This is a genomic window from Streptococcus oralis, from assembly GCF_003944215.1.
GTDB classification, from domain to species: Bacteria; Bacillota; Bacilli; order Lactobacillales; family Streptococcaceae; genus Streptococcus; species Streptococcus oralis_BI.
In genome coordinates this window covers 1-26,229 of record NZ_RJVZ01000012.1, presented here as the reverse complement: position 1 = coordinate 26,229, position 26,229 = coordinate 1, and the positions used below count along the sequence as shown (strand labels likewise).

The 26,229-nt window shown below is 39.8% G+C and carries 29 protein-coding genes; 14 read left to right on the top strand and 15 right to left on the bottom strand.

Annotated features, from left to right (window positions below; translation table 11 throughout):
• The first annotated feature begins 45 nt into the window (after positions 1-45).
• Positions 46-1,764, top strand: a complete 1,719-nt coding sequence (locus D8804_RS07610) for a phospho-sugar mutase (protein WP_125399362.1) — start codon at positions 46-48, stop codon at positions 1,762-1,764.
• Between the two features lie 110 nt (positions 1,765-1,874).
• Positions 1,875-2,222, top strand: coding sequence for a DUF6568 family protein (locus tag D8804_RS07605; RefSeq protein ID WP_125399361.1), 348 nt, complete (start codon positions 1,875-1,877; stop codon positions 2,220-2,222).
• Between the two features lie 31 nt (positions 2,223-2,253).
• Here D8804_RS07605 and D8804_RS07600 read toward each other — a convergent pair whose 3' ends face one another.
• From D8804_RS07600 to yjbM, 8 genes are all read right to left on the bottom strand, one after another.
• Positions 2,254-3,063 carry an MBL fold metallo-hydrolase gene (locus tag D8804_RS07600; RefSeq protein ID WP_125399360.1) on the bottom strand — a complete coding sequence of 270 codons (810 nt, stop codon included), beginning with the start codon at positions 3,061-3,063 and terminating at the stop codon, positions 2,254-2,256.
• 1 nt (position 3,064) lies between these two features.
• On the bottom strand, positions 3,065-4,414 hold the full coding sequence (gene vicK, locus D8804_RS07595) for a cell wall metabolism sensor histidine kinase VicK (protein ID WP_125399359.1): 1,350 nt from the start codon (positions 4,412-4,414) through the stop codon (positions 3,065-3,067).
• On the bottom strand, positions 4,407-5,114 hold the full coding sequence (yycF, locus tag D8804_RS07590) for a response regulator YycF (RefSeq protein WP_125399358.1): 708 nt from the start codon (positions 5,112-5,114) through the stop codon (positions 4,407-4,409). The genes vicK and yycF overlap by 8 nt, the downstream gene beginning before the upstream one ends.
• 56 nt (positions 5,115-5,170) lie before the next feature.
• The gene (mutY, locus tag D8804_RS07585; RefSeq protein ID WP_125399357.1) at positions 5,171-6,349 is read right to left on the bottom strand and encodes an A/G-specific adenine glycosylase; all 1,179 of its coding nucleotides are present in this window, start codon (positions 6,347-6,349) and stop codon (positions 5,171-5,173) included.
• Positions 6,350-6,433: 84 nt separating this feature from the next.
• Positions 6,434-7,408, bottom strand: a complete 975-nt coding sequence (gene pta, locus D8804_RS07580; RefSeq protein ID WP_000451592.1) for a phosphate acetyltransferase — start codon at positions 7,406-7,408, stop codon at positions 6,434-6,436.
• A 42-nt stretch (positions 7,409-7,450) separates the two neighbouring features.
• Positions 7,451-8,347, bottom strand: a complete 897-nt coding sequence (locus D8804_RS07575) for an RluA family pseudouridine synthase (protein WP_125399356.1) — start codon at positions 8,345-8,347, stop codon at positions 7,451-7,453.
• Positions 8,344-9,162 (bottom strand): NAD kinase, encoded by an 819-nt coding sequence (locus D8804_RS07570; protein ID WP_084976276.1) that lies wholly within the window; start codon positions 9,160-9,162, stop codon positions 8,344-8,346. The genes D8804_RS07575 and D8804_RS07570 overlap by 4 nt, the downstream gene beginning before the upstream one ends.
• Positions 9,146-9,817: a GTP diphosphokinase gene (yjbM, locus tag D8804_RS07565; RefSeq protein ID WP_000151563.1), complete on the bottom strand. Its 672-nt coding sequence runs from the start codon at positions 9,815-9,817 to the stop codon at positions 9,146-9,148. The genes D8804_RS07570 and yjbM overlap by 17 nt, the downstream gene beginning before the upstream one ends.
• Before the next feature lie 128 nt (positions 9,818-9,945).
• Here yjbM and D8804_RS07560 point away from each other — a divergent pair, with 128 nt between their 5' ends.
• From D8804_RS07560 to D8804_RS07530, 7 genes are all read left to right on the top strand, one after another.
• Positions 9,946-10,515 carry a CYTH domain-containing protein gene (locus tag D8804_RS07560; RefSeq protein WP_125399355.1) on the top strand — a complete coding sequence of 190 codons (570 nt, stop codon included), beginning with the start codon at positions 9,946-9,948 and terminating at the stop codon, positions 10,513-10,515.
• A gap of 67 nt (positions 10,516-10,582) precedes the next feature.
• Entirely contained in the window at positions 10,583-11,542 is a 960-nt protein-coding gene (locus D8804_RS07555) for a ribose-phosphate diphosphokinase (RefSeq protein ID WP_125399354.1), read from the top strand.
• A gap of 9 nt (positions 11,543-11,551) precedes the next feature.
• Positions 11,552-12,667, top strand: a complete 1,116-nt coding sequence (locus tag D8804_RS07550; protein ID WP_125399353.1) for a cysteine desulfurase family protein — start codon at positions 11,552-11,554, stop codon at positions 12,665-12,667.
• Positions 12,668-12,671: 4 nt separating this feature from the next.
• The gene (locus tag D8804_RS07545) at positions 12,672-13,019 is read left to right on the top strand and encodes a DUF1831 domain-containing protein (RefSeq protein ID WP_125399352.1); all 348 of its coding nucleotides are present in this window, start codon (positions 12,672-12,674) and stop codon (positions 13,017-13,019) included.
• A 6-nt stretch (positions 13,020-13,025) separates the two neighbouring features.
• Positions 13,026-13,235 (top strand): DUF4649 family protein, encoded by a 210-nt coding sequence (locus tag D8804_RS07540; RefSeq protein ID WP_000489415.1) that lies wholly within the window; start codon positions 13,026-13,028, stop codon positions 13,233-13,235.
• An 88-nt stretch (positions 13,236-13,323) separates the two neighbouring features.
• The gene (locus tag D8804_RS07535) at positions 13,324-13,965 is read left to right on the top strand and encodes a redox-sensing transcriptional repressor Rex (protein WP_061417470.1); all 642 of its coding nucleotides are present in this window, start codon (positions 13,324-13,326) and stop codon (positions 13,963-13,965) included.
• Positions 13,966-13,980: 15 nt separating this feature from the next.
• The gene (locus D8804_RS07530; protein ID WP_125399351.1) at positions 13,981-14,670 is read left to right on the top strand and encodes a gamma-glutamyl-gamma-aminobutyrate hydrolase family protein; all 690 of its coding nucleotides are present in this window, start codon (positions 13,981-13,983) and stop codon (positions 14,668-14,670) included.
• Here the strand turns inward: D8804_RS07530 and radC are convergent.
• The 3 genes from radC to D8804_RS07515 all read right to left on the bottom strand — a co-directional run bounded on the left by radC (position 14,667) and on the right by D8804_RS07515 (position 19,533).
• Positions 14,667-15,347 (bottom strand): RadC family protein, encoded by a 681-nt coding sequence (radC, locus tag D8804_RS07525; protein ID WP_125399350.1) that lies wholly within the window; start codon positions 15,345-15,347, stop codon positions 14,667-14,669. The two genes, D8804_RS07530 and radC, sit on opposite strands and share 4 nt — an antisense overlap.
• Before the next feature lie 42 nt (positions 15,348-15,389).
• The gene (gene pcrA / locus D8804_RS07520; RefSeq protein ID WP_125399349.1) at positions 15,390-17,681 is read right to left on the bottom strand and encodes a DNA helicase PcrA; all 2,292 of its coding nucleotides are present in this window, start codon (positions 17,679-17,681) and stop codon (positions 15,390-15,392) included.
• A gap of 181 nt (positions 17,682-17,862) precedes the next feature.
• Positions 17,863-19,533, bottom strand: a complete 1,671-nt coding sequence (locus tag D8804_RS07515) for a formate--tetrahydrofolate ligase (RefSeq protein WP_125399348.1) — start codon at positions 19,531-19,533, stop codon at positions 17,863-17,865.
• 229 nt (positions 19,534-19,762) lie between these two features.
• Here D8804_RS07515 and coaB point away from each other — a divergent pair, with 229 nt between their 5' ends.
• From coaB to D8804_RS07490, 5 genes are all read left to right on the top strand, one after another.
• Complete coding sequence (gene coaB / locus D8804_RS07510) at positions 19,763-20,452, top strand: phosphopantothenate--cysteine ligase (RefSeq protein WP_125399347.1); 690 nt, start codon at positions 19,763-19,765, stop codon at positions 20,450-20,452.
• An 11-nt stretch (positions 20,453-20,463) separates the two neighbouring features.
• Entirely contained in the window at positions 20,464-21,015 is a 552-nt protein-coding gene (gene coaC, locus D8804_RS07505; RefSeq protein WP_125399346.1) for a phosphopantothenoylcysteine decarboxylase, read from the top strand.
• Positions 20,999-21,562, top strand: a complete 564-nt coding sequence (locus tag D8804_RS07500) for an ECF transporter S component (RefSeq protein WP_125399345.1) — start codon at positions 20,999-21,001, stop codon at positions 21,560-21,562. Before coaC ends, D8804_RS07500 begins: the two co-directional genes overlap by 17 nt.
• A gap of 242 nt (positions 21,563-21,804) precedes the next feature.
• Positions 21,805-22,332: a hypothetical protein gene (locus D8804_RS07495; protein WP_125399344.1), complete on the top strand. Its 528-nt coding sequence runs from the start codon at positions 21,805-21,807 to the stop codon at positions 22,330-22,332.
• A gap of 11 nt (positions 22,333-22,343) precedes the next feature.
• The gene (locus D8804_RS07490) at positions 22,344-22,859 is read left to right on the top strand and encodes a transcription repressor NadR (RefSeq protein WP_125399343.1); all 516 of its coding nucleotides are present in this window, start codon (positions 22,344-22,346) and stop codon (positions 22,857-22,859) included.
• On the opposite strand, the gene D8804_RS07485 is transcribed toward D8804_RS07490, so the two are convergent.
• The 4 genes from D8804_RS07485 to D8804_RS07470 form a co-directional block, all read right to left on the bottom strand.
• A complete protein-coding gene (locus D8804_RS07485) occupies positions 22,856-23,323 on the bottom strand; it encodes an 8-oxo-dGTP diphosphatase (RefSeq protein ID WP_125399342.1) in 468 nt (155 codons plus the stop codon). The two genes, D8804_RS07490 and D8804_RS07485, sit on opposite strands and share 4 nt — an antisense overlap.
• Positions 23,324-23,346: 23 nt before the next feature.
• Positions 23,347-23,889 carry a hypothetical protein gene (locus D8804_RS07480; RefSeq protein ID WP_125399341.1) on the bottom strand — a complete coding sequence of 181 codons (543 nt, stop codon included), beginning with the start codon at positions 23,887-23,889 and terminating at the stop codon, positions 23,347-23,349.
• 105 nt (positions 23,890-23,994) lie between these two features.
• Complete coding sequence (locus tag D8804_RS07475) at positions 23,995-24,858, bottom strand: hypothetical protein (protein WP_125399340.1); 864 nt, start codon at positions 24,856-24,858, stop codon at positions 23,995-23,997.
• 64 nt (positions 24,859-24,922) lie between these two features.
• Positions 24,923-26,229: DUF2971 domain-containing protein (locus D8804_RS07470; protein ID WP_142999712.1), on the bottom strand; the 1,307-nt coding region annotated here is incomplete at its 5' end.

Genomic DNA, 26,229 nt, shown 5'->3' with positions numbered 1-26,229 from the left:
TATAATGAAAGCGATTAAAAGAATTTACAAAAAAGGAGACACTTTATGACTTACCAAGAAAATTATCAAAAATGGGTCGATTTTGCTGACCTTCCAGACTACCTTCGTCAAGATTTGGAAAATATGGATGAAAAAACAAAGGAAGATGCCTTCTATACCAATCTTGAATTTGGTACTGCTGGTATGCGTGGTTTAATTGGTGCGGGTACTAACCGTATCAATATCTATGTTGTTCGTCAAGCAACTGAAGGTTTGGCTCGATTGATTGAATCAAAAGGTGGCAATGAAAAAGATCGTGGTGTGGCAATTGCCTACGATAGTCGTCACTTCTCACCTGAGTTTGCCTTTGAATCTGCGGCAGTTCTTGCAAAACATGGTATCAAATCTTACGTATTTGAAAGCCTCCGTCCAACTCCAGAACTTTCATTCGCTGTTCGTCACCTCAACTGTTTCGCAGGTATCATGATTACTGCCAGTCACAACCCTGCTCCATTTAACGGTTACAAGGTTTACGGTGAAGACGGTGGACAAATGCCTCCTCACGATGCAGATGCTTTGACGACTTACATCCGTGCAATCGAAAATCCATTCGCAGTTGAAGTTGCTGATGTGGAAGCTGAAAAAACTTCTGGCTTGATTGAAGTCATTGGTGAAGCTGTCGATGTAGAATACCTTAAAGAAGTCAAAGATGTTAACATCAACCCAGCCTTGATCGAAGAATTTGGTAAAGACATGAAGATTGTCTACACACCACTTCATGGTACTGGTGAAATGTTGGCCCGTCGCGCTCTTGCTCAAGCAGGATTTGACTCTGTTCAAGTTGTTGAAGCGCAAGCAACTGCTGACCCTGACTTCTCAACTGTTAAGTCTCCTAACCCAGAAAACCAAGCAGCCTTTGCACTTGCTGAAGAACTTGGTCGTCAAGTTGGTGCTGATGTGCTTGTCGCAACTGACCCTGACGCTGACCGTGTCGGTGTCGAAGTTCTTCAAAAAGATGGTAGCTACCTCAACCTTTCAGGTAACCAAATCGGTGCCATCATGGCTAAATACATCTTGGAAGCCCATAAAAACGCTGGAACACTTCCTGCAAATGCAGCCCTCTGCAAGTCTATCGTATCAACTGACTTGGTAACGAAGATTGCTGAAAGCTACGGCGCAACTATGTTTAACGTCTTGACTGGTTTCAAATTTATAGCTGAAAAGATTCAAGAATTCGAAGAAAAACACAATCACACTTACATGATGGGATTTGAAGAAAGCTTCGGTTACTTGATTAAACCATTCGTACGTGATAAAGACGCCATCCAAGCCGTTCTTGTCGTTGCTGAGCTTGCTGCCTACTACCGTTCACGCGGCTTGACTCTTGCTGACGGTATCGAAGAAATCTACAAAGAGTACGGTTACTACGCTGAAAAGACTATCTCTGTAACTCTCTCAGGGGTTGATGGAGCTGAGCAAATCAAAGCGATTATGGCTAAATTCCGTGACAATGGTCCGAAAGAATGGAACACAACAGCTATCACTGTCGTAGAAGACTTCAAGGCTCAAACTGCTACTGCTGCTGACGGTACTGTTACAAACTTGACAACTCCTCCAAGTGATGTCTTGAAATACACACTTGCTGACGGTTCTTGGATTGCCGTTCGCCCTTCAGGTACAGAACCAAAAATCAAGTTCTACATTGCCGTTGTGGGTGAAAGTAATGAAGAATCACAAGCTAAAATTGCTAATATCGAAGCAGAAATCAATGCTTTTGTAAAATAAAAATCTATAAAAGATGAGACCAGCTAATCTCATCTTTTTTTCGTATCAAATCTAAGCAATTTTAGAAACTTTGTGGCATACTAGTTTTATCAAAAAAGAGAGGTATTCTTATGAATCAGTTTTTAGAAGATATTAAAGCCCTTGAAGTGACTACAGTTGCGCGTGCGCAAGAAGCACTTGATAATAAAGAAACAGCAACCTTCTTTATTGGTCGTAAAACTTGCCCTTACTGCCGTAAATTTGCTGCTACATTAGCAAGCGTTGTAGCTAAAACCAAAGCACACATCTACTTCATCAACAGTGAAGAACCAAGCCAATTGGAAGCCTTGCAAGATTTCCGTTCACGTTATGGAATTCCAACTGTACCAGGTTTTGTCCACGTTGCAGATGGTCAAATCAATGTTCGTTGCGACTCTTCAATGTCAGCTCAAGAAATCAAAGAATTTGCAGGATTGTAAAAGACAACAAAAGAAGGCACTCGCCTTCTTTTTATATATCTGTCAATGGTGTTGCTGTATCTGGGGAAGTGTCGTAAACCTTAAAGTCTACTCCTACTCCCAGATCAGCTTGAGTCAGCTGATTGACCATGGTCATATGAGCCAACTCCTTGATATTGTTCTCTTTGGACAAATGCCCGAGGTAGATTTTCTTGGTCCGATTTCCCATTGCACGAATCATGGCCTCAGCACCGTCTTCGTTAGAAAGGTGACCGAGATCTGATAGAATTCGCTGTTTGAGTCGCCAAGCATAAGAACCTGCTCTCAAGATTTCCACATCGTGGTTGGACTCGATGAGATAACCGTCAGCATTCTCGACAATTCCAGCCATACGGTCACTAACATAACCTGTATCGGTCAACATGACAAAACTCTTGTCATCTTTCATAAAGCGATAAAACTGAGGTGCGACTGCATCATGGCTAACACCAAAACTCTCGATGTCGATGTCACCAAAGGTTTTGGTTTTACCCATTTCAAAAATGTGCTTCTGCGATGAATCCACCTTACCGAGGTACTTGCTATTTTCCATAGCCTGCCAAGTTTTTTCATTGGCATAAAGGTCCATACCATACTTACGAGCCAATACACCGACTCCATGGATATGGTCGGAATGCTCATGCGTAATCAAAATCGCATCCAGATCCTCAGGTTTGCGGTTAATTTCACTCAAGAGACTGGTAATTTTCTTACCAGACAAGCCTGCATCCACTAAGATTTTCTTTTTTGGGGTTTCCAGATAAAAGGAATTTCCACTGGAACCTGATGCTAAAATACTGTATTTAAAGCCTATTTCACTCATTCTAGTCTTCTATTTCGTCCTCCCATATTTCTTCTTTTACGGCATCCTTATCATAAGGGAGCACTATGGTAAAGGTTGAGCCCTTACCGTATTCACTTTTGGCCCAAATAAAGCCATTGTGTTGTTTGATGATTTCCTTGGCGATAGCCAAACCTAGACCAGTTCCACCTTGAGCACGACTTCTTGCACGATCCACACGGTAAAAGCGGTCAAAAATCTTCGGCAAATCTTGCTTTGGAATACCTAGACCTTGGTCTTTTATGGATAAAATCATCTGGTCATCAGTAGTTTTCATGCTGACAGTGATTTTCCCACCATCTGGTGAGTACTTGATGGCATTGTTGAGAATATTATCAATCACCTGGGTCATTTTATCGGTATCAATCTCGATCCAAACTGAATTGATTGGGTAATCTCTAACCAGCTCATATTTTTTCTCTTCATCCTGGCTCCTCATCTTATCGAAACGATTGAGGATAAAGGTGATGAAGGCTGTAAAATTAATCAATTCCACATCCAACTGAGTGGTCGCATTATCAATACGAGAGAGATGCAAGAGATCTGTCACCATCCGCATCATACGGTTGGTTTCATCAAGCGAAACCTTGATAAAATCAGGAGCAACAGGATCATATAAGGCTCCCTCGTCTAAGGCTTCAAGATAAGATTTAACACTCGTCAAAGGAGTCCTCAACTCATGGCTAACATTGGACACGAAGAGTCTCCGTTCGCGTTCTTCCTTCTCCTGTTCAGTCGTATCGTGCAAAACGGCAACCAAACCAGAGATGAATCCAGACTCACGACGAATGAGTGCAAAACGCACACGAAGGCTAAGATATTCTCCATTAGCATTTTGGGAATCAATCATCAATTCGGGAATCTGTGTAATGAGGTCACGCAGTTCATACTCTTCCTCTATCTTAAGCAATTCGAGGATGCTTTTGTTCAATGCTTCTTCTTTTACGATACCCAGCTGTTTCTTAGCCATATCGTTAATCATAGTAATCTGACCACGGCGATTGGTCGCAAGAACTCCATCTGTCATATAAGAAAGAATACTGTTAAGCCTTTTTGTTTCTTGCTCCAGATTTTCCTGCGTTAAACGAATGACCTCAGACAAATCATTGAGGTTATTGGTGATGTTGGTAATTTCAGAACTTCCCTGCATATCTAATACTCGAGAATAATCCCCTGCAATCAAATCCTTGACCTTTTGATTAATCTGCTTTAGACGAATATTATCACGGCGATTTTCTAGCAATAGCAAGGTGACCACCAAGATAAAGCCCAGCAAAATCAAAATAAAGATAAAATCACTGGTCAGAATCGTTTGTCTAATATCTTCAATCATTATTTCTCATATAGTACCCCACACCACGACGTGTTAGGATGTATTCTGGACGGCTTGGAGTGTCTTCAATTTTTTCACGCAAACGTCGGATAGTCACGTCTACTGTACGAACATCACCAAAATAATCATAGCCCCAAACAGTCTCAAGCAAGTGTTCACGAGTAATGACTTGACCAATATGAGAGGCCAAGTGGTACAAAAGCTCAAACTCACGATGAGTCAACTCTAATTCCTCACCGTATTTCTTAGCCACATAAGCATCTGGGACAATTTCCAAATCGCCAATCTGCAGGGGTTGGGATTTCTTTTCATCAGACTCTTGACTATCAGCTGAAGCGAGGTCTGTACGACGGAGTAAAGCCTTCACACGAGCTTGCAACTCACGATTTGAAAATGGCTTGGTCACATAATCATCTGCCCCAAGTTCTAAACCAATAACCTTGTCAAACTCACTATCCTTGGCTGAGAGCATAATGATAGGCACACTACTCGTTTTACGAATGGCTTTGGCTACTTCTAAACCATCAATTTCAGGTAGCATCAAGTCTAGAATAATAATATCTGGTTGCTCTGCCTCAAATAGTTCAATAGCTTCTCTACCGTTAAAGGCCGTTACAACCTCATAGCCTTCTTTGGTCATATTGAACTTAATAATATCTGAGATTGGTTTCTCATCATCTACAACTAATATTTTTTTCATATGTTCACCTTTTCTTTATCTATTATAACAAAAAAATGTAAAGAAGGCACAAATGGCTAATTCCAGCCCTCATCTTCAAGAACTGTTTTATAAACCTGCCAAATCTTTTGTTGAGGTTTAGCAAATGGATAATCAGAAAATTCCTGAGAAGAAACCCAGCGAATTTCTCTGTCAGAAAACTGTTTTGATTCTGTCACCTGACCCGCTAGGATTTGAATATGCCATTTCCGATGACTAAATACATGCTTGACTTGATCAAATGCTTGATGGGACCAATCAACTTCTAAATCATAATCTTGCTCAAAACTTTCTTGGGGTGTTGGACCAAAAGCAACGCTTTTTTCAGCAACCTGAGCAAATAGATTCAGCTGTTCCTCTTCCTGTGAAAACTCCTCTACTTCTATCAAGGGGAAATGCCAAAAACCAGCTAGCAGTTTCTCACTTTCGTTTTTCTCAAGTAGATATTGACCTTGAGCATTGCGCACAACCAAAGCCTTGAGATAGATTGGGAGAGGCTTTTTCTTGGGTTCTTTAATTGGATAAGAATCCATAGTTCCATTCTGATAGGCTGCACTAAAGTCCTTAACAGGGCTTTCTTCTGGTCGAGGATTAACTGGAGCCTCTATGTCAGAGCCTAAATCCATCAGAGCTTGGTTAAAGTCACCTGGCCGTTCTGGATCAATCAAGATTTCCATCATAGCCTGAAAAATCTTTCGATTGCTGGGAACTCCTATATCATGATTAACCTCAAATAAACGTGCCAAAACCCGCATAACATTGCCATCGACCGCGGGCTCAGGTAAATTAAAAGCGATACTGGAAATTGCTCCCGCAGTGTAGGGACCAATCCCTTTTAAACTAGAAATTCCTTCATAGGTGTTTGGAAATTGACCACCAAAGTCAGCCATAATCTGCTGAGCCGCAACCTGCATATTACGCACTCTAGAATAATAACCTAACCCCTCCCATGCTTTCAGCAAACGCTCTTCAGGCGCATTAGCCAAACTTTCCACTGTCGGAAACCAGTCCAAGAATCGTTCATAGTAGGGAATAACTGTGTCTACTCTAGTCTGTTGAAGCATAATTTCAGAAACCCAGATATGATAAGGATTTTTACTTCTACGCCATGGTAAATCCCGTTTGTTTTCATCGTACCAGTTGAGGAGTTTCTCACGGAAAGAGGAAATCTTCTCCTCCGGCCACATGTCAACACCGTATTCTTTCAAATCTAACATATATCTAGTATAACATAGAAGCTTCTAACTGTCCTTTTCTCAGTACTAAAAAGCCCCTTCCTTTAGTAGAAGAGACTCCATTTCTTATTGATTGATTGCTTGAGCTGCTGTGATGAGCGTTAATTTGTAAACATCATCTGGGTTACATCCACGTGATAGGTCGTTGACTGGTTTATTCAATCCTTGTAGAACGGGACCGATAGCTGCGAAACCACCTAGACGTTCAGCTATTTTGTAGCCGATATTTCCTGCTTCGATACCTGGGAAGATGAAGACATTTGCTTGACCTGCTACATTGCTACCTGGAGCTTTTAGTGCTGCTGTTTCTGGGACGAAAGCTGCGTCAAATTGCAATTCCCCATCAATCTCAAGGTCTGGACGTAGATCGTGTGCTAATTTAGTTGCTTCAACCACCTTATCAACACTATCACCAAAACCAGAACCTTTTGTAGAATAGCTTAGCATAGCGATTTTGGGTTGAATCCCAAACATTTTGGCAGTAATTGCTGAGTTAATAGCAATTTCAGCCAAAGCTTCTGCATCAGGATTAATATTAAGGGCACAGTCACCAAACAAGTAACGTTCTGTACCACGCACCATAAGAAAAGCTCCTGAAGTACGAGTTACATTTGGACGAGTTTTGATAATTTGAAGAGCTGGACGAACTGTTGAAGCTGTTGAGTGAATAGCACCTGATACCATTCCATCTACCAAGCCCATATAGACAAGCATAACACCAAAGTAGTTGACATCTTCTAGTAAGACCTGACGTGCTTCTTCTTCCGACATTTTTCCTTTACGACGTTCTACGAGTGCAACCACCATGTCTTCAAATTGAGGATAATGATGTGGATCAATCACTTCATAACCATCCATGATCCCTTCGATTTCAAGATAAATTTTAATTTTTGCAGGATTTCCGAGCAAAACAGGAACAACTTCCGTTTCTTTTACTAAGCGTTTTGTTGCTTGAAGGATACGTGGTTCTTCCCCTTCAGGTAGAACAATACGAGCATTTTTGCCAACTAAACTGGCTTTCAGACTTTCAAAAACTTCCATGAGTTTCTCCTTTAAGATAATTAATTATACTCAAAATAGATTTTAAAGAGTATTAGTTGATAACTGAATAATAAGATTGTTAAAATCATCTGGCAAAGGGCTTTCCAGCTCCAGCTGACGCCCTAAAAAAGGATGATAAAAAGATAAATAATGACAATGCAGAGCCTGGCGTTGAATACCATCTTCTAGGCTGCCTCCATAGAGATCATCTCCCAACAAGGGGAAGCCAATATGAGAAAAATGCACTCGGATCTGATGAGTTCGACCAGTATGCAGGCGAATATCGACTAGGTGAATATTTCCATAAGACGCTACAACTTTGTAAGATGTATGGGCGTATTTCCCACCTTTGGCGACCCGTCTCGTGATAATGGAGTCCACATCACGCGCAATCGGGGCAATAATTTCCCCTTCAGGATCCAAAACACCAGCTCCTTTAACCAAAGCAAAATACCTTTTTTCGATAGACTTTCGTTGCAGTTGCTTGTCTAAACGTGCATGAGCATAGCCGTGCTTGGCAAAGAGCATCAAACCAGATGTATCTCTATCAAGCCTGGTCACGATGTGAACCTGCTGGTTTTCATATTCCCGCTTGACATAGTAGCCCTTGATAAAATTGGCAATGGTATTAGAATGATTAACACTAGGAATAGAGGCTACTCCATAAGGCTTATTCAAAACCAGAAAATGGTCATCCTCATACAAGATATCCAGTGGACACTCAATAGCTTCAAGGCTCTCAAACCCTTCCTCTGCTGGAATATCAATGGTAACCCTGTCTCCAACATCTAAGAGATAAGTCGCATTTTGAGGTTGGTCGTTGACCAAAATAGCCCCACCTCGAAACTTTATCTTAGCCAAAAGTCCTTTAGAAACCTCGTGTTTCTTAAGAAAGGTTTTGACTTTGACATGTTCATCTACGATAAATTCAAACCTCATTCGTCCACCTCGCCGATGAAGGCATCTTTGACGCGATTCCAGAAACTAGTGTGACTTGGCGTCGCTACGAAGTGAATCTTGTGATGATCGATTTGATACTCAATCCGTTCAATATTACGGAATGAATAGACGCTGTTATCGACTGATATCGTGTGGTAATCATTGCGTGTCGGTAAGAGTTCAATCTTATCTTTTTTGGGAATAATGATTGATGAACCCAAAGTGCGATAGACTCGGTTGTTAAGACTCGCTATCTCCGTCAACTGCAAGGCTTCAATGGTAGGATGCAAGACAGCTCCACCCAAAGACTTGTTATAGGCAGTACTTCCCGTCGGCGTTGAAACAGTCACTCCATCTCCACGAAATCTCTCAAACGGAACGTGGTTAATGATGATATCCGCAACCATGGTGCGATCCGATCGACGGATGCTGGCTTCGTTTAATGCACGGAAGGTCTTAACTTCTCCGTTTTCAAGTGTCACCTTGACATTCAAAACAGGATAGGAAACCTTGGCACCAGTATCCAGTTGGAGATTGGTAACCAACTGGTCCAGCTCAAAGTCGCGGTAATCTGTGTAAAATCCCAAGTGTCCTGTATGTACGCCAATAAATCGAACTTTATCTAACTGATTCTCGTACTTGTGAAAGGCAGACAAAAGCATCCCATCCCCACCAATTGATATGACGATGTCAGGATTGGTGTCGTTGAGTATAAAATGATGTTTTTTCAACTGATTTTTCAGCTCATACAAAACCTTTTGACTCTGCGGTTTTCTATTTGCAATCAGATCAATTCGTTTACCTGTATTCTTCATCTGTATCGTCACTATTTCCTACACCGTCGTTTAGTTTTCTACTTAAAGGATCAAAGAGAGCCTGTGCTTCCTGAATATCATCACGAATTTTCCCCATTTCTTCATCCAATTGATGGGAAATTCTAGCTGTAATCTCCAAGCGTTTCTTGATCTCCTCTGGGAAATCCCCCTGATACTTATAATTGAGCGAATGCTCAATCGTAGCCCAAAAATTCATGGCTAAAGTCCGGATTTGAATTTCAGCCAGAATTGTCTTAACACCACTGATGGTGTCAACTGTATACTCTACCACCACATGATAGGAGCGATAACCCGAAGCCTTACGATGAGTGATGTAGTCACGTTCCTGTACTACTCTCATATCATGGCGTTTGCGTAAAATCGCAACAACTTCCTGAACATCATCGACGAACTGCACCATGACCCGCAAACCCGCGATATCCTGCAAGTCATGTTCCAAAGTATCGTAGCCAATCCCTCTGCGATTCATTTTTTCCTTAATACTTTCGATCGGCTTCACCCGTCCAGTAACAAACTCAATCGGAGAGTGCTTGTTTTGTTTACGATATTGTTTGCGAATCCCACGAAGTTTAATCTTCAATTCACCAACAGCTTGAATGTAAGGATCTAAAAATTCTTCCCATTCTATGGTCATATTTTCTCCCTTTTGGTATGTGATTGTGTTGTTGAAAATTTTTGATTTTTTCACTACAATCATATACAATAAATACATTGTCCATTATACCATAAATCGCTTTCAAAGATAAAAAAAAGGTTAGAAAAATGAAACATTTAGAAATTGAACTGAAAACACTACTGAAAAAAGAGGATTACGATCATTTAAAAGAACAATTTTCCCATATCCAACCCGTACTTCAGAAAAACTACTACATTGATACACCTGATTTTCAATTGCGTGAAAAAAAGGTTGCCATGCGCATTCGCACCTTTTCAGATTGGGCGGAGTTGACCTTGAAGGTTCCACAAATTGTAGGAAATATGGAATACAATCAGAAACTGAATCTTCCAGAGGCTGAATCTTACCTAGAAAAACAAATACTTCCTCAAGGACTCGTTCTAGAGGAACTTGCTAAGATTGGTATTCTAAGCCAAGACTGGTTTGTTCTGGGTTGTCTTGCAACTATTCGTTACGAAATGGAAACGTCGATTGGTCTAATGGCACTAGATGAAAGTCACTACTTTGATCATACAGACTACGAACTGGAGCTAGAGGTCACTGATCACGAGAAAGGAAAACGAGATTTTCAGCAATTTCTTTCAGAAAATAGTATCACTTATCAAAAAGCTCCTTCAAAATTAATTCGTTTTATTAAAAGCATGAAAAATTACTGAAATAATCTCCATTTTTTGGTAGAATAATGGAGACAAAATATTTAGAGTTTACAGAGGACGGTCCATAATGTCAGATAGAAACAACATGAAACTTTTTGCACTTAATTCCAATCATGAAATTGCACAGAAAATCGCAGAAACGGTTGGGATACCTCTCGGAAAATTATCTTCTCGCCAATTTTCTGATGGTGAAATCCAGGTCAACATTGAAGAGAGTGTCCGTGGTTACGATGTCTACATCATCCAATCAACCAGCTACCCCGTTAGCAACCACTTGATGGAGTTGTTAATCATGGTTGATGCTTGTGTACGTGCAAGTGCTCATAGTATCAACGTTGTCCTTCCTTACTTTGGTTATGCTCGTCAGGATCGTATCGCTTCTTCTCGCGAACCCCTCACTGCAAAACTGGTTGCCAATATGCTTGTCAAGGCTGGTGTAAGTCGTGTTCTAACTCTTGATTTGCACGCTGTTCAGGTTCAAGGTTTCTTTGACATTCCAGTAGATAACCTCTATACAATTCCTCTCTTTGCTAAACACTACAGCGATAAAGGGTTGCTGGGATCAGATGTGGTTGTTGTTAGTCCAAAAAATTCTGGCGTCAAACGTGCCCGCAGCTTAGCTGAATATTTAGATGCACCAATCGCAATCATCGACTATGCTCAAGACGATTCAGAGCGTAGCCAAGGTTATATCATCGGTGATGTCGAAGGCAAGAAGGCCATCTTGATTGATGATATCCTAAATACTGGGCGTACTTTCTCAGAAGCAGCCAAAATCGTTGAGCGTGAAGGTGCAACTGAAATCTATGCGGTATCCAGTCATGGTCTCTTTGTAGAAGGCGCTGCTGACCTTCTTGATGCTACTAACATAAAAGAAATCCTTGTGACAGACTCAGTAGCCACAAAAGAGAGAACTCCGAAAAATGTGTGCTACATTACTGCTAGCGAATTGATTGGCGATGCCATCGTCCGTATCCACGAAAGAAAACCAGTTAGCCCACTCTTTGCATATAATAAAAAGGAATAAGGTGATTCTTTGATTTATTTGGACAATGCTGCCACTACTCCAATGTCAGCAGTAGCTATCGCAGAAATGACCAAGGTCATGCAGGAAACCCATGGCAATCCTTCAAGTATTCACAGTCATGGTCGCCATGCTGGCAAACTGCTCCGTGAAGCCCGTCAGGAGTTGGCTCACTTACTTGGAACCAAACCTCAACATATCTTTTTTACGTCTGGCGGTACAGAAAGTAACAATACCGCTATTATCGGCTATTGTCTCCGCCATCAAGAGCGTGGAAAACACATCATCACGACAGCTATTGAACACCATTCTGTGCTTGAGACCATTGATTATCTGGTTCAACATTTTGGTTTTGAAGCGACCATCATCCAACCAGTAAATCAAGAAATCACTGCCCAGCAGATTAAAGAAGCGTTACGTGACGATACCATTCTAGTTTCTACTATGTATGCCAATAATGAAACGGGCAGTCTCTTACCTATCGCTGAGATTGGACGTGTTTTAAAAGAGCATCCTGCTGCTTATCATGTTGATGCTGTTCAAGCTATCGGGAAAATCCCTATCCATCCAGAAGAATTAGGAATTGATTTCCTTAGCGCTTCTGCTCATAAATTCCATGGACCAAAAGGAATCGGCTTTCTTTACGCTTCGTCTGTGGACTTTGATTCCTATCTTCACGGTGGGGACCAAGAACAAAAGAAACGGGCTGGAACAGAAAATCTTGCTGCCATCGTCGGTATGGTTGCTGCCCTCAAAGAAGACTTGGATCATCAGGCTAAGCATTACCAAAAACTAGAGGGACTAAAAACTGTTTTTCTAGAAGAAATTACAGGTCTCAACTACTATCTCAATGAAAGCAAACACCAACTTCCTTATGTTTTCAACATTGGCTTCCCTGGTCAAAAAAATGATTTGCTCTTGCTACGGTTAGACCTTGAAGGAATTTCAATCTCAACTGGTTCTGCTTGTACTGCTGGTATTGTGCAAACGAGCCATGTCCTAGAAGCTTTTTATGGGTCTGATTCCCATCGTTTAAAAGAGTCTATCCGTATCAGTCTTTCTCCTCTTAATACCGAGAACGAACTGAAACAACTGGCACAAACCTTAAAAAATATTATTGGAGATTAACCTAATGGCATTCGAAAAAACCATTAAACTACAAAACTGCCACTACGACTATACACTTAGTCCATCTGTAAAAAAGTTTACACTAAAAGACAATACTTTCTTTGAAACAAAAGTCGGAAACTACGAACTGACTCGTCTACTTGAAAAAGTTCCCAACAGCGGTGAAGGTTTCCAACTAAAAATTATCATTAACAAGGAACTTACTGGAGCCAAGCTTAACATCACTGACAAATCAGGTCTTCGTTTGGTGAATATCTTTAAATCTGAAGAACACCATATCCACCAAGAAAAATTCTACTTCCTCATGGACAGTCTTGTAGAACGCGGAATCTTCACAAAAGAAGAGAGATGATTGGCTATGTTTCGTTTGACTTATAAAGATAACTATCAAGTAGAACGCACACTTGAATTTGCCGATTACGAAGAGCTTATGCTATCACTATCGGGCTGTGTGACCCTGCCCGACACTCTCCTAATCAGCTCCTTAACACTGAATGATAAAGTGATTTATCAAGGATTAGTTGGCGATCTCTACCGTTTTCTATCACAAACTAATTTTTCAGATTAAAACTAAGAATTCTCTTAGTTTTTTCTTGTTTTTGTTGATTTTTTCACAATGTTTCTATAAAATAGAAGAATAGAAAGGTTGTGATTTTGTGAAAGATAAACAGTCTGCTATTCCAAAAGCAACAGCAAAAAGACTCTCTCTTTACTATCGAATTTTCAAGAGATTTCATGCCGAGAAAATCGAACGTGCCAACTCCAAACAAATTGCAGAGGCTATCGGTATCGATTCTGCGACTGTCCGTCGTGATTTTTCCTACTTTGGTGAACTAGGAAGACGTGGATTTGGTTATGATGTCAAAAAATTGATGAATTTTTTTGCTGATCTCCTAAATGATAACTCAATTACAAATGTTATGCTAGTTGGGATTGGAAATATGGGGCATGCCCTTCTCCACTACCGCTTCCATGAGCGCAACAAGATGAAGATTATCATGGCCTTTGACCTAGATGACCATCCAGAAGTTGGCACCCAGACACCTGACGGGATTCCAATCTATGGCATCTCTCAGATTAAAGAAAAGATCAAAGAAGCAGATGTCAAAACTGCTATCCTAACTGTTCCAAGTGTTAAATCACAAGAAGTTGCCAATCTTTTGGTCGATGCAGGTATAAAAGGTATTCTCAGTTTTTCGCCCGTCCACCTTCACCTTCCAAAAGATGTGGTCGTTCAGTATGTTGATTTGACAAGCGAACTCCAAACTCTCCTCTATTTTATGCGTAAAGAGGATTAGAAAGCGAAAGCATTTATGAAAAAACCAGTTATTGGGATTACAGGAAATGAAAAAGCTCATCCAGATGATGATGTCATGATGAGCTATACGGCAAAAGGCTTTATTGAAGGAGTCAAGGACGCTGGCGGAATTCCCATCATCCTACCGATTGGTGATCAAGAAATGGCAAGCCATTACGTCGCTATGATTGACAAACTCATCCTTACGGGTGGGCAAAATGTTGATCCAAAATTCTATGGTGAACCTAAAACCATTGACAGCGATGACTACCATCTTCAAAGAGACCAGTTTGAATTAGCTCTTATCAGAGAAGCCATCAAACAGAAGAAACCAATTTTCTCTGTTTGTCGGGGTACCCAGCTCTTCAACGTCGCTATGGGAGGCACACTTCATCAAGATATTGAGGATCATTGGCAGGACTGTTCAGCCGAATACACGACCCAACGCCTCGTGACTGAGCCTGATACAATTCTCCGAGAGATCTATGGAGAAATCTCTCATATCAACTCCTTCCACCACCAGAGTATTAAAGATCTAGCTCCTAATCTTAAGGTTGTGGCTTATGATCCCAAGGATAAGATTATCGAGGCAGTCACAACTACAGATGATTTTCCTTATCTTGGTGTCCAATGGCATCCTGAATTTCTATTTGAAAATCGTCCCAAGGATAAAACACTATTTGACTATGTTGTAAACGAACTTTAAATCAGATCCGTCTTTTCACGGTAACTAAAGTAATCAGAATGAGAGACAATCAGGTGGTCCAAGAGAACGATCCCCATCAGTTCGCAAGCTTCCTTTACTAGCTTAGTGACATGGTCGTCATTTCGACTAGGAGATACAGCACCAGATGGATGATTGTGAACGAGAATCACCGAGGTTGCCATATGCTTCAAAGCATAGTGAAGGATTTCTCTCGGTTCAGCAATACTGCGTGTCGCAGATCCGATAAAGATGGTTTGCTGATGAATGATTTGATTTTGAGTATTGAGATAGAGCGCCACTAGGTGCTCTTGTTTTTTGTCGCCAAGTTCCTGTTGCATTTTCTTGGCTAGCTTTTGACTGCTGAGAATACTTTCCATCTCAAGGGTTTCATGTTTATGAATGCGATGCCCCAGTTCAATCACTGCTTGTAGTTCAATGGCCTTAATCCGTCCTATACCAGACAGACTCTGCAATTCCTGCAGGGTCATTTTCTTTAAATCAGTTAGACTAGTCAGACTATTCAAGACTTTTTGTGCAATTTCAAAAACGTTTGTCTGACGCGTTCCCGTTCTGAGCAGAATAGCTAGTAATTCTTGATTGCTCAGGGCCTCTACTCCCTCTTTAACTAGTCTTTCTCTAGGTAAGAGTGAATCTTCTTGGAATGAAATACTGTACATAAAAATCCTCCTCACTTTATTATTCGTGAGAAGGATGAAAAATTAGATTTTTTTCTCAATTGGGGCAACACTGGCTAGGAGTTTTTTCAGCCCCACTTCTGGGAAATTGATTTTCAGTTCCTGAGTATCACCACTACCCGACACTTCAAGAACTGTTCCCTCACCCCACTTTTTGTGGAGTGCAATATCTCCAATAGACCAACTTGTATCAGTCGAATCTTTTTTATTTCCGGCTGCAAATTGTCCAAATGGGAGACCACTTGACTGGATAGAGCTTGGTGCGGCATTACGTTTCCGTTCTTGAAGGGCCTGAGCTAAGCTCATACCTTGACCGAAAGCAATCCCACCACTGCTATAAGAGGCTTTAAAGCTAGTATTCGCTGGTCGAGCTAAGCCCTGATACTCAAGCAGGTTCGAACTGATTTCATTGATGAAACGTGTTGGACGATTGTAGTTGGTACGACCGAAAAGCAAGCGTGAGTTGGCGTTGGTCAGATAGAGAATTTTTTCAGCGCGTGTGATACCGACATAGGCCAAACGGCGTTCTTCTTCCAGTTCATCTGGATCTTCAGCTGCACGGCTAAGCGGAAATACATTTTCCTCCATCCCAATGATAAAGACAACTGGGAACTCTAGTCCTTTCGCTGCATGGAGGGTCATCAAGGTTACTTCAGATGTCTCCTGACTGCCTGAATCCGTATCTGCAATCAAAGCCAAGTCATTCAAGAAACGACTGAGTTTATCCAAACCTGTTTCTTCTTCTTGACTATCAGGATTGTCATCAAAATTCTTGGTAACAGATAGGAATTCTTCGATATTTTCAACCCGCGCCTTGCTTTCTATGGTCGCTTGAGCATTGAGAATATCGACATAACCTGTTTTTTCTAGAACAACCTCCACCAGCTCGGTGATGGTTAATTGGTCCAGTTGCTCCCGCAAATCCAAAATCATATTGGCGAACTCCCAGATAGACTGGGCTGCTTTTCCTTTGATGCCAGACAGCATGATATTGGCTGAAGCGTCTAGCATGGACATCTCTTGTAGGTTAGCAAAGTCACGGATTTTCTCAACCGTTCCTGGACCAATTCCGCGTTTAGGCTCGTTAATAATGCGCTCAAAACTGATATTGTCACTTAAATTTGCAATGAGATTCAGATAAGCGATAATATCGCGAATTTCCTTACGGCTGTAGAACTTGGTCCCTCCAACCATAGTATAAGGAATATTGGACTTGAGCAGGGCTTCCTCAATAGTACGGGATTGCGCATTGGTTCGATAAAGAACTGCAAAATCCTTGTGGAGGAAGTTTTGGCTACGACCAAGTTCATCGATGGTTTTGGCTACAAAAACAGCCTCATCCTGTTCGTCATTTGCACGATAGTAAATAATCTGTTCCCCATCCGAATTCTGGGTCCAGAGATTCTTAGGACGACGATTTTTATTGTTTTTAATAACGTCGTTTGCTGCTTGGAGAATAGTTTTGGTTGAACGGTAATTTTCTTCTAATAAAACAACCTTGGCATTAGGGTAATCTTTCTCAAAATCCAAGATATTCTGCATATCAGCCCCACGCCAACCGTAGATAGATTGGTCTGCATCACCGACCACGCAGATATTTTTAAAGCGTGAAGCCAAAAGTTTGACCAGTTGGTACTGGGCATGGTTGGTATCTTGGTACTCATCAACGTGGATGTATTGGAACTTCTGCTGATAGTAGGTCAAGACATCAGGATTCTGATCAAAGAGACGCAAGGTCAGCATAATCAAATCATCAAAGTCAACAGACTCTGACTGACGAAGCTCTTTTTGATAGGCTGTATAACACTGAGCTACGATTTGCGTATACATATCACCAGCTTGAGCAGCATATACGACATCATCAATCAGGTCATTCTTAGCATTGGAAATGGTTCCCAAAATAGTCCGTTCATTCCATTTTTTAGGATCCAAGTTTAACTGCTTGAGGATTCGTTTCATGAGGGTTCGCTGTTCACCAGGATCTACAATGGTGAAATTACGATTGTAACCAATATGATCCGCATCGCGACGCAGAATACGAACACACATGGAGTGAAAGGTAGCAATCAGACAGTCCTGAGTAGCTGGATTGAGCCCATAAGCACGCTCCTTCATCTCACGCGCTGCCTTGTTGGTAAAGGTAATGGCCAAGATATTCCAAGGATTGACCATTTTTTCATCAATCAAGTAGGCAATACGATGGGTCAAAACACGAGTCTTTCCAGAACCAGCCCCCGCCATGATCAACAAGGGCCCTTCTGTCGTTTGCACCGCCTCAGCCTGACGGTCATTCATTCCATTTAATAATACGTTCATTTTCTCTTCCTTACTCTCGAAGTCAATGTTTCTATTATATCAAAAATCAGGGAAAATATCTTTACATAGACCGGTTGCGTGTAGTAAACAACTCTCTCATCAACTGAAGACAACTACTTATATCCAGATAAAAAATGAGCTTGGATAGTTTCTCCAAACTCATTTGACTTCAATTAAACTATTAGAACAATCCTAGAACGGTTCCGTCACTTTCAACATCCATATTGAGAGCTGCTGGTCGTTTTGGAAGACCAGGCATAGTCATAACATCACCAGTTAAGGCAACGATGAAGCCTGCACCTAATTTTGGTACCAATTCACGAATGGTAATTTCAAAGTTTTCTGGAGCTCCAAGTGCATTTGGATTATCAGAGAAACTGTACTGAGTTTTAGCCATACAGATTGGCAATTTGTCCCAACCATTCTGAACGATTTGGGCAATTTGCGTTTGAGCTTTCTTTTCAAAGTTCACTTTGCTACCACGATAGATTTCAGTGACAATCTTTTCAATCTTTTCTTGGACAGAAAGGTCATTGTCATAAAGACGAGTGTAGTTAGCTGGATTTTCAGAGATTGTCTTGACAAGCGTTTCGGCAAGTGCTACGCCCCCTTCTGCCCCATCAGCCCAGACACTAGCCAACTCAACTGGAACATCGATTGAGGCACATAGTTCCTTCAAAGCTGCAATTTCAGCTTCTGTATCAGAGACAAATTCATTAATAGCTACAACTGCTGGAATACCAAATTTACGGATATTTTCAACGTGTCGTTTTAAGTTAGCAAAACCTGCACGAACTGCTTCCACATTTTCCTCTGTCAAAGCATCCTTAGCCACACCTCCATTCATCTTAAGGGCACGAAGGGTTGCGACAATGATAACTGCATCTGGAGATGTTGGCAAGTTTGGTGTCTTGATATCAAGGAATTTCTCAGCACCAAGGTCTGCACCAAAACCAGCTTCAGTAACCGTATAATCAGCCAAGTGAAGAGCTGTGCTTGTTGCCAAGACAGAGTTACAGCCATGAGCAATATTAGCAAATGGACCACCGTGTACAAAGGCAGGTGTACCGTAAATTGTCTGAACCAAGTTAGGCTTAATAGCATCCTTCAAAATCAAGGCTAAAGCACCTTCAACCTGTAAATCACCAACAGAAACTGGCGTGCGGTCGTAACGATAGCCAATAACAATATTCGCCAAACGACGTTTCAAATCTTCAATATCAGTCGCCAAGCAAAGAATGGCCATGATTTCGGAAGCAACTGTAATATCAAAACCATCCTCACGTGGAATACCATTTAGAGGACCACCAAGTCCAACGGTCACATGACGAAGGGCACGGTCATTCAAGTCCACAACACGTTTCCAAAGAATACGACGTTGGTCAATTCCCAGCTCGTTTCCTTGGTGCAAGTGGTTGTCAATCAAGGCTGAAAGAGCATTGTTGGCAGTTGTGATAGCATGCATGTCTCCAGTAAAGTGGAGGTTGATGTCCTCCATTGGCAACACTTGGGCATAACCACCACCAGCGGCACCACCCTTAATCCCCATTACTGGACCAAGAGATGGTTCGCGAATAGCAATCATGGTTTTCTTACCAATCTTGTTCAAGGCATCCGCAAGACCAATGGTAATGGTTGATTTCCCTTCACCTGCAGGCGTTGGGTTGATGGCAGTAACCAAGATCAATTTACCAACCGGATTATTCTCAACCGCACGAATTTTATCAAAGCTTAGCTTAGCCTTGTACTTTCCATACAACTCCAAATCATCGTAAGAAATACCAAGCTTTTCCACAACATCCACGATTGGCTTTAACTCAATACTCTGCGCGATTTCAATATCTGTTTTCATAACAAACTCCTCTAATCTCTAATATGATAATTCATTATAACACAAAACAAGATTTTTAACACCCTTAAACTCTTAAAACGTTCGTAAATATCAATATTTCAGGGGGTTATAATAGCGCTTTTTAAAATTTTATATACTTTTATAGTTTTAGACTATAGTATTCCTTCGTTTTAACAAAAATTTATCGCTTTCATTTTACTTACTGTTTATTTTTGTGTACAATAGTCCTATGAAAATTTTAGTTACGTCGGGCGGTACGAGTGAAGCTATTGATAGCGTCCGCTCTATTACGAACCATTCTACTGGTCGCTTGGGGAAAATCATCACTGAAACTTTGCTTGCTGCAGGGCATGAAGTTTGTTTGATAACGACAAAACAAGCTCTGAAGCCAGAAGCTCATCCCAACCTAAGCATTCGAGAAATTAATAATACCAACGATCTTCTAGTTGAGATGCAAGAACTTGTTCAGGAATATCAGATCTTAGTCCACTCAATGGCTGTGTCCGACTACACTCCTATTTATATGACGGGATTGGAGGAGGTACAAGCTAGCTCTAATCTAGAAGAATTTTTAAACAAGCAGAATCATCAGACTAAGATTTCTTCAACTGATGAAGTGCAGGTTTTATTTTTGAAAAAAACACCCAAGATTATCTCTCTAGTCAAAGAGTGGAATCCTTCTATTCATCTGATTGGTTTTAAACTTCTTGTCGATGTTACTGAAGATCATCTTATTGAGGTTGCTAGACAAAGTCTTGTCAAGAACCAGGCTGACTTAATCATAGCAAATGACCTTACTCAAATCTCAACATCTCAGCATAAGGCAATCTTTGTTGAGAAAGATGGTCTTCAAACCGTTCAAACCAAAGAAGAAATTGCAGAACTTCTCCTTGAGAAAATTCATTCATACGATTCATAGAAAGGAAATCCATGGCAAACATTCTGATAGCAGTGACAGGTTCCATTGCCTCCTATAAAGCAGCTGATTTAGTCAGTTCTTTAAAAAAACAAGGCCATAATGTCACTGTCTTAATGACCGAGGCGGCGAGAGAGTTTATCCAGCCTTTGACACTACAGGTACTCTCACAGAATCCAGTCCACCTTGATGTCATGCAGGAACCCTATCCTGATCAAGTCAATCATATCGAAAGAGGTAAAGAAACCGATCTTTTTATCGTCGTCCCCGCTACTGCTAATACCATTGCAAAACTTGCGCACGGTTTTGCGGATAACATGGTGACCAGTACGGCTCTTGCCCTACCACATCACGTTCCTAAACTCCTTGCACCAGCAATGAATACAAAGATGTATGACCATCCGGCAACTCAAACAAACCTTAAAACTTTAGAAACATATGGTTACAAGATTATCTCTCCCAAAGAATCCTTACTTGCTTGTGGAGACTACGGAAGGGGAGCTTTGGCAGACCTGGATATTATTTTAGAAAGAATAAAGGAAACTCTCAATGAAAAAACGCTCTAATATTGCTCCGATTGCTATCTTTTTTGCGACCATGTTGGTCATTCACTTTCTGAGCTCTCTCTTATTTAATCTATTCCCATTCCCAATTAAACCAACTATCGTGCATGTTCCTGTTATTATTGCAAGTATTATTTACGGTCCACGCGTTGGGGTTACACTTGGTTTCTTGATGGGGCTACTTAGCTTGACGGTTAACACGATTACAATCCTTCCAACAAGCTATCTATTCTCACCTTTTGTACCAAACGGAAACATCTATTCAGCAATGATTGCCATCCTGCCTCGTATTTTGATTGGTCTGACACCTTATTTAGTTTATAAATTATTGAAAAACAGAACGGGTCTCATCATTGCCGGAGCTCTCGGTTCACTTACAAATACAGTTTTTGTACTTGGGGGAATCTTCTTCCTTTTTGGAAATGTCTTCGATGGAAATATCCAAAAACTCCTAGCAACCGTTATTTCAACCAACTCAATTGCTGAACTCGTCATCTCTGCAGTTCTAACAGTAGCAATTGTCCCACGGTTACAAACCTTGAAGAAATAAGCATAATTCCACTTTCAGCCTTGAAGGTGGAGTTTTAGTTTTTACAAGTAAAGGCTCGTCTTCTACTTATAAATAGTTATTCACCAAGGAGTCATTAGTTCAAAATTTTGAAAATATATGAAAATCCTTTGAATCTACCACCTATACTTTTGAAAATTTCCAATAAAATCAAGATAAATTCTTGACTTGTCTGACTATTTATTGTACTATACTTATGTATATACAGATAAATGGAGGTTCTTATGGATATACGAAAAAAAACGCAGTTTATGACCATGACTGCCTTACTCACAGCAATCGCTATTTTGATTCCGATCATTATGCCTTTTAAAATCGTCATTCCGCCCGCTTCTTACACCTTGGGAAGTCATATTGCCATCTTTATCGCCATGTTCTTATCACCATTGATGGCTATTTTCGTAATTATCGCTTCTAGTTTTGGTTTTTTGATGGCTGGCTATCCTATGGTTATCGTCCTACGTGCTTTTTCTCATATTTTCTTTGGTACTTTGGGAGCATTTTACTTAAAAAAATTCCCTGAAACCTTGGATAAACCAAAGGCCTCTTGGATTTTCAACTTTGTTTTGGGACTTGTCCATGCCATTGCTGAAGTGCTAGCTTGTATCATCTTCTATGCTACTTCAGGGACAAACGTTGAAAATATGTTTTATGTTCTCTTTGTCCTAGTTGGTTTTGGAACAATTGTCCATAGTATGGTAGACTATACATTAGCACTAGCTGTCTATAAAGTGCTTCGAAAACGTCGCTAAAAGGAAAAAACATGACAAAGGATCGCAAACAAGCTCTTCTCAAACTGTTAAAAGAGTCACCAAAAGCTCTCAATGGTCAAACCTTGGCTGAACACTTTCATGTCACACGCCAAATCATCGTCCAAGACATTGCCATCTTGCGAGCCGATGGCGCTCCTATCTTGTCAACCAATCGTGGCTATATCTATAAAGAAAACAATGCCAGTCCTTACGTTCACAAACTCTTTAAAGTGAAACATGAACTGGAAGAAATTGGGCAGGAACTTCTAGCTATTGTAGATAATGGCGGACGCGTTCAAAATATCTTAATTGATCATCCCGTTTATGGTGAAATTGAAACCCTACTCAAACTCACTTGCCGCCGAGATGTCCAGCACTTTCTGGAACAAGTCGAAAACTCCGACTTTAGACCCCTTTCTGAATTGACAGATGGCATCCATTACCACCTTGTTGAAGCCGAGACACAACAAGACCTCCACTATATCGAGGAGGCCTTGGATCAGTTAGGTTATTTAGTAAAAGACTAGAAAATTTCTTTCTCCCAACCGTCCTCTGTACGGCGAGGGTAGAAAAATTCAGACTTGTCCGGAGCTTCCATCATCTCCATCAAAGGTAACATATCATAGGCCAGATCCAAGTTAGGAATCTGGTCTTTTTGCACCCAAGATACCTCTCCTTCCTCTGAGGATTGGAGATTTCCAGTAAACTCTGTCGCTTTATAGCAAAAGACAATATAGCGCCCACCTGTATCTAGTGGCCAATTTTTAATGCCGACCAGTTGAGGATTCTGAATCGTCAGACCAGTTTCTTCATAGATTTCACGTATGACAGACTCTGCGAAAGCCTCGCCATTTTCTACATGACCTCCAGGAAAGGCATAACCAGACCAGCGATTCTCTTCAGGAGAGCGATACTGCATAACCACGCGCTGAGTTTCGAGGTTTTCAATCAGACAAATGTTTGTTAAAATCGTTAATTGGGAACGGGACATAAATTTACTCACTTTCTAAGTTGTTATATAACTTTTTCAGACTTAATATCAGATTTCATGATGAAGGGATTAATCAGCTCATGATAATAGTATACATCATGAAGTAAATATCCTTTTGTTATGACAATTTCTTGTTCCCTAACCTCATAATCAATCGTGATTGGAACAGGAGGATTTGGAATAAAGACGAAAACGACAATTACAAATAACCAGATATAAAAACTACAAATCGCACTGCGCACTCCTTCAAGGAAACGATATTTCCCCTTTAAAAAGTAAATAAAAATATGCGAAATAGAGAGGATAATTGGAACAAAAAGCTTTGTATTCCACGCTATGGGAATAAATTTCAGTCCAAATATCCCAAATAGAAGATCAAGAATTGCAAAGGACCTCAAAAAGCGAATATAGAAAGTTAAAATCAGGAGAAAGAGCCAAATATCCCAAATAATCGGCGTAAATGATAAACCAAATGACCATAATATGAAATGAGCGATAACAAATGCTATCAGTAAGGAATATAGGACAGTATAAATAAGCTTGTTAAAAGTACTTGAATTTTTCACTATTTATTTCTCCTTTAAATTCAAACTACTAACTAATGACTAATATCTATCACTTTTAAATTATCTCGTCTATTATTTTAACACAAATTATTACATATAAAATTTTTAGTTAAAATTACTTCCATAATAGAGCATCTTATGGTTTTGAACCTTTAAAGAAACACTACTACCTGAACGATATCCTTTAGCACCATAGTAGTAAGAAACCTCATAAAAGGCATCTGGCAACTCGGCATTATCTATCCCATTTGAAATAAATCCTGTCAGTCCGCCTTCACTATCAAAATAATCTTTCTCACCCTCTTCTAAAACAGTATCGCGATAGGTGATGTATCCTTTTATCATTTCTTTTTCCAAGAATTCATCAATAGGAATATCATACAAACCTTGAAAAGCTTTCCCTTCCTTACGGTTCTTTTCGATGAGGGCATAATAGTCTTGGATATTTTCAGATTCAGTATCGACACTCCAGTAACTATTCACATATTCTAGATTTGGATTTTCATATTGCTTAAAAAAACTCTCTACCTTCTCTTTGTTAGAAACACTGACAGGATGCTGGTTGATTAGTTTATGAGCCATGTCTGAAAATTCTTGTAACATGGTTTTCGTAGTCCCATCATAGGCTAGTTCTTCATCAGTCTTTTGGGGATTGTATTTTGAGGACTTTGGACGATAAAACAAGGCATGTCTCACAGTTACTCTACTTCCATTAACCTCTTCACTATAATCGTATTCAATTTTGTATTTTTCAGAAGTCCATTTATCTCTAGAAAACTTCGTAACCTTCATATCTCCTTTAAAACCATACAAATCAAGAGTTCTTCTTACTGCTGACTCTACTTCCGCTTGATTTACTTCAGGAAAAATATCATAAGTTGTTGTAAAGATAAGGAAGGCAAAACGTAGAATAAAGAATAAAGGGACAATATTTACAATGAAGAGAATTAACAGTAACCATTTTTTCATTACTAGCTTCTCCTTATTAATAAAAAGATTATAATTTCTTTGAAGATTTAATTTTTTTCTAAACTTAACGATAAGGAATTTTCGAACTTTCTATCTCTATATCAGGATTGGCAAGTTTGAGATAAGGAGCAATATAGTCTGCATCCGTAACCTTTGGCCCTAGAATAACTTTTGAGTATTTCAAAGGAGCCAGATTAATGTATACAAATAAAGCATATCGCCCATCCTCCTTTGATTCTAAGTGAATATATTTCCTAAAATCATCATAACCGGATTCCTCATTTTCACTTAGTCCAATACTACCTGATAAAACTTTGAGTTCTTCAAGTTCGATTTTATCTTCAGTTTTGAGTTTTGGATTTAGTCGTTCTTCAATTTCTGAATCATCAAAGTTGATTAGAATACGATACTCGCTCTCATATTCATAATCGGATACCTTAAAAAGATAGGATATTTTCGCTAAATTTTTAAAAATACTTGACTGTACCTTCCTACTTTCTTCAGTATGTCTAGTCTTCAATTCTTGAATTAACTCTTTTAAGTCATTAAGCTTTTGTATAATATTAGAATCGTCTTCTCTCGTACTGTTTAAATAGAATATTCTCACAAACTCTAAGGAGTCATGCTCAATAATTTGTTGTAAATACTTTTTATCGTACTGTAGAAATGCTCCTTTAGATTCTTCTGCATATTCTTTCCACATGGGAAGACTATCTGATATAGTTGTCATCGAAGATAGGAAGACATTGGAACTCTGATAGCAGTCCGAGGAATTTTCTATTTCCAAGTAGTCATAGATGGCTCTTCCTTCCATAGGATCATTTAATTGTTTAGAATTTGTTAATCTTAAATACGCTAATTCACTTGAATCACCTGATTTTAGCGTTTTAATTAAATGATTCGTTAAAGTTTCAATCTTAGTATAATGACCATATTCTTCACTATTCTCAAGATCTCGGGCTTTGATTTTTAAATGAAAGCGAATTTCATCAATAAGAGTATTTCCAATTTCTCCCAATTCATCTACTTGAATATCTTGTATATTCCTTTTCTCTTCATTTTCATTCTTTATTTCACCTGCTTTCTCTAATAAACTAAAAATTTCATTTTTCCGAATATCTGAGTCAGTATATTTTAGTATAGTTTGAAGTGTTTCTATAGATTCCTTGATAAGATCAGAGTCTTTTGTCTCTATCCACGATAAATAAAATCCTATACCAAAATTATCAGGATTATTTTTATAAAAGCGATTAATCATACTTAGATGATCAGGTTTTAAAATATTTACAAGATTGTCAAGTTTAAAATACTTAACAAATATTAATTCATCATGAAACTTAGAAAGAATATTATTAATTATTACATCAATGT